At 65.5% G+C, this 9,041-nt stretch carries 8 protein-coding genes; 3 read left to right on the forward strand and 5 right to left on the reverse strand.

Annotation, left to right across the window (positions count from 1 at the left end):
• Positions 1-261: 261 nt before the first annotated feature.
• The 5 genes from GY937_15130 to GY937_15150 form a co-directional block, all read right to left on the reverse strand.
• Positions 262-534, reverse strand: a complete 273-nt coding sequence (locus tag GY937_15130; GenBank protein MCP5058037.1) for a hypothetical protein — start codon at positions 532-534, stop codon at positions 262-264.
• Positions 535-547: 13 nt separating this feature from the next.
• Positions 548-1,600, reverse strand: a complete 1,053-nt coding sequence (nrfD, locus tag GY937_15135; protein ID MCP5058038.1) for a polysulfide reductase NrfD — start codon at positions 1,598-1,600, stop codon at positions 548-550.
• A 14-nt stretch (positions 1,601-1,614) separates the two neighbouring features.
• Positions 1,615-2,154, reverse strand: coding sequence for a 4Fe-4S dicluster domain-containing protein (locus GY937_15140; GenBank protein ID MCP5058039.1), 540 nt, complete (start codon positions 2,152-2,154; stop codon positions 1,615-1,617).
• Positions 2,155-4,347, reverse strand: coding sequence for a molybdopterin-dependent oxidoreductase (locus GY937_15145; GenBank protein ID MCP5058040.1), 2,193 nt, complete (start codon positions 4,345-4,347; stop codon positions 2,155-2,157). It abuts the gene before it with no gap.
• A gap of 426 nt (positions 4,348-4,773) precedes the next feature.
• Positions 4,774-5,790 carry a hypothetical protein gene (locus tag GY937_15150; protein MCP5058041.1) on the reverse strand — a complete coding sequence of 339 codons (1,017 nt, stop codon included), beginning with the start codon at positions 5,788-5,790 and terminating at the stop codon, positions 4,774-4,776.
• 336 nt (positions 5,791-6,126) lie between these two features.
• Between GY937_15150 and GY937_15155 the strand changes: the two genes are divergently transcribed.
• From GY937_15155 to GY937_15165, 3 genes are read left to right on the forward strand one after another with little or no spacing between them, the layout of a single operon-like run.
• On the forward strand, positions 6,127-8,154 hold the full coding sequence (locus tag GY937_15155; GenBank protein ID MCP5058042.1) for an alpha/beta fold hydrolase: 2,028 nt from the start codon (positions 6,127-6,129) through the stop codon (positions 8,152-8,154).
• Positions 8,151-8,423 carry a hypothetical protein gene (locus tag GY937_15160; GenBank protein ID MCP5058043.1) on the forward strand — a complete coding sequence of 91 codons (273 nt, stop codon included), beginning with the start codon at positions 8,151-8,153 and terminating at the stop codon, positions 8,421-8,423. Before GY937_15155 ends, GY937_15160 begins: the two co-directional genes overlap by 4 nt.
• A complete protein-coding gene (locus GY937_15165) occupies positions 8,420-8,905 on the forward strand; it encodes a hypothetical protein (protein MCP5058044.1) in 486 nt (161 codons plus the stop codon). Before GY937_15160 ends, GY937_15165 begins: the two co-directional genes overlap by 4 nt.
• Positions 8,906-9,041: the final 136 nt, after the last annotated feature.

The following is a 9,041-nucleotide window of genomic DNA, read 5'->3' on the forward strand; positions in this document are numbered from 1 at the left end:
AAGCACACTCCGCATTCGCGCCACGGAATGGGCATCGACCACCCAAAACGAGATCCGTCAGCGTCAATCGCCGCGCGGCACGCTGAAACATTGGAAAGCCAGCTTCTCAGCCAACTTTCGTGCATAGTTCAGGCTAGTGGGGTTGATCGGAAGTTCTGAGCGATTTTGCTTTCTATCTGATCTTTGGGATGGCGACCTGGAGAGTAGGTAGAACAAGCGGGTCGGGGCAGGCGGATGCGGCTGGCCTGCTGCTCTTGCACCTCACGCCACGCGTTGAGGAAAGGCCTTGAGTTCTTCGCGCCCGATTCTGTAGCTCTTCATCTGCTGGCTGGCCGAGGCGATCTCGAAGCCCCCTTCGTAGATTGCCTTGAGCGCTGCGAAGACCCACTCGCGGTTGGCATCCGGGTATTCGGCGATCAACCAACCCAGCAGATCGTCGATCGGTCGCGCCGCAGCGACGGCTCGCACGATGTCTCGCTGGGCTGCCGGGGCGATCGCCGCCAGGCGCGCTGGAGTTGCAGGCTGTCTTTGCATGGTGATCTACCTCCTACATTCCACCGGCCGCGACCATGCGGCTCGCATGGCCGGCGCCCACCACGACCCAACGGAGCGCAAGGCCGCCGGCGAGCACGAGAATCGCCGGGATGATCGTGTGCCGAATCCGGTCAGAAAGCTGCAACGCCTGGAGCAGCAGGGGGGTCAAGATGCCGAGCGCAATGACGCCAGCCCAGAGCAGGACCGCGTACTTGCCGCTCATCAGGATGTCCACCGCGGCGACCTGAGAGGCCGACCCAGAGAGCAGCCCCACGAGGAGGAGGCCGATCAAGACCAGCTCCACCGAGAGAAAGATCTGGTCTGCGCGGACCAGTGAGTTCTGGGTGCCCGGGCCGGGCGGGTTGGCGCCGAGCGGTTGCACGAGCGCCGCAAGTGCGCCGCCGAGGAACCCGCTCGGAGAGGGGGATCCGGGCGTAATGCTGGAGACGAGGTGGATGGCGGCCGCCGCCGTCGACAGCCCGGAGACGAGAAACAGGGGCCCAAGGATCGCACTGTTCCACAACGGTCGGGCGACCATCGTCGACAGGAGGATGCCGGTGTAGATGCCGAGGCAGATGCCGAGGACGACGTTCGCATAGCCGAGGATCTTGATCACACGGGTGCGCGTGGTTAGCGCCTCGGACAGTCGCTGCACGATAGGGATGCGTTCGCCGAGCCAGGGCCAGGCCTGCGGCAGTCGGATCAGCGAAGAGCTGATCAGAACGGGGTACACCAAGATCAGGATCCACGAGCCCCAGGACATGGGCGACAAGGGCTTGAACGCCATGAACAAGCGGTAGACGTGGAGCTTGTACGAGAGGTCCAGAAACAGCGCGACCATCCCGATGTTGAGCAGCAGGAAGCCCAGGATTGGCGACTGCACGCTGTTGAAGTCTTCGGAGCGCTCACCCTTCGCGAGCCTGAGCATGTTGAGGCCGGCGATGATCATCATTCCGGCGATCAGACCGCCGACGAACAGGTATACCGGGATCTCCCATGCCCAGACCGTGAGAACCGGGTCCACATGTTGATTGAGACGGCTAGTCGTGATCTCGACCGGGGACATTGCTCAGATCAACCTCACTTCAGGTAGTGGACTCGTGGTTTGGTGCCCGCTTCCGGGAGCACCACGTGCGATTCCCGCGAATTCAACAGCTTGTTGACGGGGCTCTCCGCGTCGTCGAGGTCGCCGAAGTGCATGCAGTGCGTCGGGCACACCGAGACGCATGCCGGATCGAGGTCTTCTTTGACGCGGTGTATGCAGAACGTGCACTTGTCGGCGTAACCGTCGGGATGCGTGAAGCGGGCTCCGTAGGGACAAGCCGCGAGACATGCCTTGCAGCCGATGCACTTGTCCTCCGTGATCTGAACGGTCTTGCCCCAGTCCTCGATGTGACTCGCGCCCGTCGGGCAGACATACACACAAGGCGGGTTGTCGCACTGGTGGCAGCGCTCGCTTCGGATCTCCATCGACAGGTCCGGAAACGTGCCCGTGACTTCGGTGACGAGCCAGTCCTTGGCGAATCCTTGCGGTACGTCGTTCTCCGTTTGACAGGCCACGACGCAGTCCATGCATCCGACGCACTTCTTGGTGTCGATGACCATTCCGAAGCGCGGCACCTACGCCTCCTTTTCGAAGGTGATGAAGTTCGTATGGAGACTCGTTGCGCCCATCAGCGGATCGGTCTTGTAGCTCGTGTTGAGGTAAGAGGTACTTGCGCCATTCAGGTACGCGCCCTTGAGCATGGGGTTCTTGTGCCCGAATCCGTGGACCAGATAGACTGTGTCGGGCCGGATGCCCTGGGTCGCCTTCACCCGCACGCGACTGGAGGCCACGCCATCCTGGTTCTTCAACACCACGTACTCACCGTTCTCCAGGTTCAGTGTGGCGGCGGTATCGGCGTTCACCCAGACCTCGTTCTGGTCCATCAGCCCCTGCAGCAGCGGATTGGTCTGCGACCTGCTGAAGGAGTGCATCGGAGCGCGCCCGGTGATGAGGCGGTAGTAGCCCGCGGGCGCGTCGTCCGGTGGCGTGTACTTCGGCACAGGGTCGAAGCCCGCCTCGGCCAGCTGATCGGAGTAGAACTCGACCTTCTTCGACGGCGTGTCGAACGAGATCGAAGCACCCTCCTCGATCGTGATCGGCTGCTTCGGGCCCATCACGATGCCCTTCTCGCGGAACTCGTCGTAGTCGATGCCACTCAGCTCGCAACGTTTCGCGAGGTATTCATCCATGTCTTCGAACGGCATGTACTCGGCAACGCCCAGGCGCCGGGAAAGCTGCTTGGCCATCCACCACGCGGGCCGCTGGTTGGCGGGAGGCGCGACGACGGGCTGGCGCAGCGTCGCCCATCCCTGCCGGCCCGACCCTAGGTAGAAGTCATCGTGGCGTTCGAGATACGTGGTGTCCGGTAGGACGACGTCGGCATAGCCTGCGGTGTCGGACGGGTGCGTGTCGATCACGACGAGCAGATCAAGCTTGTCGGCCGCCTCGCGCGTTTCCGGCGGGTTCGGCATCGTCAAGGCGACGTTGCAGGCGTAGACGACCCAGGCCTTGATCGGGTAGGGCTTGCCGCTGATGGTCGCATCGCGCAGCCCGTTCGCGACCGGTTTGTGCGCGAACGGCCAGCGTCCGTCGGGGTTGTCGACCGGCGGCTTGACGGCAGGCGGATACGCGGGGAAGGGATAGTTGGCGACGCGCATGCTGGAGCGGAGGAAGAAGCCGCCCTTGCGCCCCCAATTTCCCAAGAGCGCGTTCAACAGCGCGTTCGCTCGGCTTCGTTGGGTGTCGTCACCGTTCCAGTTGGCCCGCCGACCGGGATGGACGAGCGTCGCGGGTCGGAAGGCCGCGATCTCGCGCGCGGTTGCACGGATGGTCTCCGCGGGAATGTCGGTTTCCGCCGCGGCCCATTCGGGCGTGTTCTCGGCGATGGACGCTGCGAACTGGTCGAAGCCATGTCCGTACTCCGCGACGAATTCCTTGTCGTACAGGCCCTCCGTGATGAGTACGTTCATCCAAGCCAGCAGCAGCGCCATGTCGGTCCCGGGCTTGATCGGAAGCCAGTACTTCGCCTTGCTCGCGGCCACGGAATAGCGCGGGTCGACCACGATGATCGTCGCCTTGTTCTCGACGGCCTGCGCGAACTCCTGCACCTGCGTGTTGTGCATGTTCTCGCCGAGGTGGGAACCGATCAGAACGAGGCACTTCGTGTTGGCGATGTCCGTGATCTCCGGCGAGCCGATCTCCGTGCCGTAGGTGAGCTTGTACCCGACGTCACGCGCGCCGCGGCACTGTGCATAGGACGGCATCACCATGTTGTTGCAGCCGTAGGCCCTCATGACGTGGTAGATAAAGCGCCCTCCGGAGCCGTGATTCCACAAGGCAATCGACTCCGGGCCGTGCTTCGCGGCAATCCCCTTCATCTTGTCGGCGATATAGTTGAACGCCTCATCCCACGTCGCGACCTTCCAGCGCAGATCGCCGCGCTCACCGACGCGTATGAGGGGGGCCTGCAATCGGTCGGGATCGTAGTGCGCCCCGACGCCGGCCGTTCCGCGCGGGCAGAGGCGGCCGCGACACCCCGGATCGAGAGGATTCCCCTCGATCTTCCAGAGCTTGTCGTCGCGGACATGGGCGATCGCGCCGCAGAACCAGCCGCACATCTCACAGAAGGTGGCGAACTTCTCGACGTTTCCCGTTGCAGGCCCGCCGCTTTCCCCGAAGCCGCAGCCGACGGGGAAATGTCCGATCGCGCTGGCGCCGAAGGTGGCGGCACTGATCTTCAGGAATCGCCTTCGAGACAGATTCTCGATCATCTTTCACTCCGGCGCCTTCGACCTCGCAGAGCCGAAGGGTGGGCGTCGCGAGGGTCCGGCTCACGTAATAGCCAGTCGACCCTCTCACTGCTATCCAGATTGCGACATGACCGGTGAGCGGCTTGGAAACTATGGCGCGCGTCCTCTACGAGAGACCGAGCACCACCGGCTCGTCCAAATGCAGGGAGTTCCTTGGCAGCGGAAGAGCCGGGTCGTTTACGACCGATCCGCGGCCGGCCTACCGTTGCATACGATTCCAGGAGATCGGTCGAGCGGGCCTGTCCCGCCGAGCCATCCGCGAAGAGATCGACCTGGGCTATCGCGCCGCTTCGTGGCGTTGGTGCATCCATCGCAAGCTGAATTGGGGCGTGAGGATCATCCCCACAATCTTGGCGAACGCCGGCGGCGTGACCGTGAGCCCGATCAGCCCTTCCATTCGCCGCGCGCGTGCGGAGCGCGGGCGCGCAGGTGCCTCCACGCCACGTCGGGCGTCACGAGGTCGATGGCCTTCAGCGCACTTGCCACCGCCTGGTTCGCCTGCGCGATCGAAGTGACGCCCGCACGAAGCACGCGTCGCAACTCGGCGATCTCCTTGCCGATCAGCTCCTCGATGCCCGCGAGGATCTCGTCGCTGTCCTTGCGAAGCAGCTCGACGAACTCGTGCGCCAGCTGCCCGCGGATGCCAGCGCCCACGCCCTCCAGCACGCACTCCTCCCAGAGCGGTGAGCCCGGGTCGGGGTAGTCGGCTCCCCACCCGGTCACGATGCCGACGCAGCGCTCGGCCGTGGACCCGAACCCCTGGGCCAGGAAGGCTTCGCGCGTCTCGGCTAAGCGGCGGCTGCGGGATCGCTCGACGTCCTCCTCGCTCGCCCCTTGGCGGTAGTGTGTGGGATCGGGCCACGCAAGCTGCGCGCGTTCCAGGAGCTGACGTAGGCGTGCGACTGCCAGCTCGCCCGACTCCTGGCGGATCCTCTCGGCGATCGCATGTCGTGCGCGCGGGAGGAGTTCGTGCGAAGCCTCCCCCTGCGCGACGATCCCCTGGAGCTCCTGCATGGCTTCGGTCACCTCGTCGAGGGCCTCTCCGCTGACACCCGTCGCCAGGCGCTCATGCATCTGCTTGATGTCGTTGCGGATCCGTCGGCGGAGATCCTCCAGCCGATTCTGGCGGGCCGCCATGCGCCGCTGCCAGGCGGCCTCGTGCTCCTCCCCCGTGGCGCCCTCGGGAGCCAGTCGCTCACCGGCGTCGGGGCGCAGCGTCTCGACCCGTTCGAGCATCTCTCTCACGGCCGTCTCGAACTCCGCGCCCAGCGCATCCAAGCCACCGTCGCGCTGGAGCTCGGGCTCCAGCTCGGGAGCTTCCTCGTGTCTCCGAAAGAGGCGAGCCAGGGAATCGAGGAAGCCGGGCCCCTCCTCTCCCCCGGACGGTTTCTTCTGATCCATACGCGACTCCTATGCACCCCAGCCCCGGCAGCATAGCCCCGAATAGGGCGCTGACGATCGCGGCTCACTCGCCCATCTCGCCTTCGACCTGCTTCGAGATCTCCGCGCCGCCGCCGACTTCGAGAACGTTGATGGGGCGGATGACGTCCACCGAGGGCGCCTCCTCCTAACCACACCCAAGAGGGAGGATCAGTGCGGCGACGCACAGAACCAGACAGAAAGATCGACGGAATCTCGGCATGAACACCTCTTCTTCGAGAGTGCCGCGACCATGGTATCGAAACCAGACCCGGAAGTGGCGTCCTCGATTCGACTCGGGAAAGATCCCCTCCACCGATGCGTGAAGCTCGCTCGATCCCCCATCTCGTTCTCATCCTCGTCGCGGCGCTGCTCGCTGGCTGCGCCACGCCGATCAGTGTGAAGCGCGTCGGCCCGCGCGAGCTGCGCCTCGAGCTCAGCCAAAGCGTCCTCACGGGATCCGAGCCCAGCCAGCGCAGCCGACAGCTCCTCGACCGCCTGGCACTCGTGAAGGCCTACGACGACGACCCCGCGGCCGCACTCGAGGTGATCCGGCGGGGGCTCGGCGGGCCGAACACGTCCGAGCGCCTGCTCGGGCTTGCCGAGCTGAGCTTCGCACACGGCGACCGGACGCGGGATCCGCTCTGGTACCGGGCCGCCGCAATCGCCGCGTACGCCTATCTGTTTCCGCAGGGAGATCACGCGCGGCCGAGTCCATTCGATCCGGGTCTGCGCCTGGCGGCCGAGTTCTACAACCGAGGTCTGGCGCGCGGCTTCTCGGGCGTCGGCGCGGCCGGCCTGTACGATTTGCAGAAGAACTGGGAGCTCCCGTACGGGCAGATCGAGCTCAGCGTCGACTCCGCGGAACTTGGCTGGTCCGGCTATCGCCTGCGGGACATCGTCCCGAGCTCCGAGCTCGAGGTGCGCGGGCTGCGCAATCGCTACCGCCGCGTCGGCATCGGCGCAGCGCTGTCCGCCAAGGTCGAACGAATCGAGGGCGAGGCGTCCGGCCACAGCGTCGGCAAGGAAGTCCAGGTGCCAATCACGGCGCTGCTCCGCATCGAGGACCCGCTGGCCGCCGTGACCCAGGGGCAGGTTCGCGCTGCACTCGAGATCTACGTCCTCGACCAGCAGGAGGAAGTGCGGATCGACGATCGGGTCGTCCCCCTCGAATACGAGCCGACCGCCTCGCTGGCCTTCGGGCTCGAGAACCCTCTCATCTGGAGCTTCGAGCTGGGCGGTTTCTTCAGCGGCGACTTCAATCCCTTCCAGGACGTGCCCGACGGCCTGATCCTGCTGCACCCGTACCGGCCCGGCCGGGTTCCGGTCGTGCTCGTGCACGGCACCGCATCCACGCCGGCCCGCTGGGCGGAAATGATCAACGAGCTGCAGGGCGATCCGGAGATCGCCGACCGGATCCAGTTCTGCCTCTTCCTCTACAACACGGGCAACCCCGTCCTATTCTCGGGAAGTCGGCTTCGCAAGGCGCTCCACGATACGGTGGCCGACCTCGACCCGGAAGGGAAGGATCTCGCGCTTCAGCACATGGTCGTCATCGGTCACAGTCAAGGTGGGCTGCTCACGAAGCTGCAGGCGGTGAGCTCGGGGGCAGTGTTCTGGGATAGTGTGTCCGATCGGCCCTTCGCGGAGCTCGATGTCTCGGACGAGACGCGCGACCTCTTCGAGCCCGCGGTGTTCTTCGATTCGCTGCCCTTCGTCCGACGCGTGGTTTATATCTCGACACCTCATGGCGGCAGCTACCAGGCGCTGCGCAGCATCGCCCGGTGGATCTCGGGCCTGGTCTCCCTGCCGGGAGACATCGCGGGGCGGCTGGCCGAGACCCTGACGCGGAACGAAGACCTGCGAATTCTCAACCGCCTCGATCGGCTGCCCACGAGCCTCGACAACATGACCCCGGGCAACCGCTTCCTGGTCGCCCTCGGCTCGCTGCGCGAGGCGCCGGGTGTCGGCGTCCACTCGATCATCCCCGTGACGGGCGCCGGCCCACCCGCGGGGCAGAACGACGGCGTGGTGGCTTACGAGAGCGCACATCTCGATCATGCTCTCTCGGAGCGAGTCATCCGCTCCGGCCATTCCGTGCAGGCCAACCCCGAAGCGATCGCCGAGGTGAAGCGGATCCTATTCGATCACTTCGCGGAGCTCGACGCAGCGATCGCGGAGCACGCCCTGGCGCCCCACGGCGGCATCGAAGCGACGGCACGCGACAACCTGCGCAGCATCGACGACGGCGTGATCGAACGGCTCGGCAGTGCGACGGTCCGCCCGCAGGTCCGCCGGCGGCGCGAACTCGAGGAGGACATAGCCGGCATGCGGATCGACGAATGACCCCCTCGATCCGTCTCTGCATCGCGGGCTTGGCCGCGCTGGTCCTCTCATGCCATTCCGCGCCGACCCGGCGGGCCACCCTGCCGGCCCTGACCGCCGCCGACACGGACGCCTCCCACGGCTTCGAGGGTGGCGAACTCGTGAAGATTGCCGTGATACGAGCCCTATCGTCCGCCGGGCTTCTGAAGCCCGTACCTGCGGGGTTGAAGTCTTGTTGCGAGTCGACGACTCTCCGCATCTCCGTCCGTGAACAGGGAGAACCCGAATGATCCACCAGGCGTCGACCAGGCTCCTGATCTGTCTCTTGGCGACGGCTCTGGCGAGCTGCGCAACCGTCCAGGAGACGGCGAGCGACAACCCCAAGGCGGTACTCGGCTCCGTGCTGGGCGCCGCCGCCGGCGCGGGCATTGCCATCGCCACCAATGCGAACCCGGCCGTCATCGCGGCGGCTGTGATCGGCGGCGGTCTGATTGGCGGATACGCGGGCAAGAAGCTCGACGATCGCGACAAGCGCATGGCAAGGGAGGCCGCGCAGAAGGCCTTCGAGGGTGGGCGTACGGGTTCGAGCGTGGCGTGGAGCAATCCGGACTCCGGCAACTCCGGGACCGTGACGCCCACGCGCACGTACCAGCTCGCCAATGGACAGTACTGCCGGCAGTACCGCCAGGACATCAAGATTGGAAACGAGAGCCACGAGACCACCGGGACTGCCTGTCGCGAGAGCGATGGGTCCTGGCAGGTTCAGAGCTAGCCCCAATCCGTCGTTAGATCTGGGCGTCTGAGGGTATTGGTCCGGGTCAGGCGGCGAGTTGTTCGAGTGCCCGATTGAATCGTTTGCGGGTGGAGGGCTCGGCAGCGATCCGCAGCTCGGCGCGCCCCTGAGGCCG

It is taken from the genome of bacterium (assembly GCA_024228115.1).
Classification (GTDB): Bacteria; Myxococcota_A; UBA9160; order UBA9160; family UBA6930.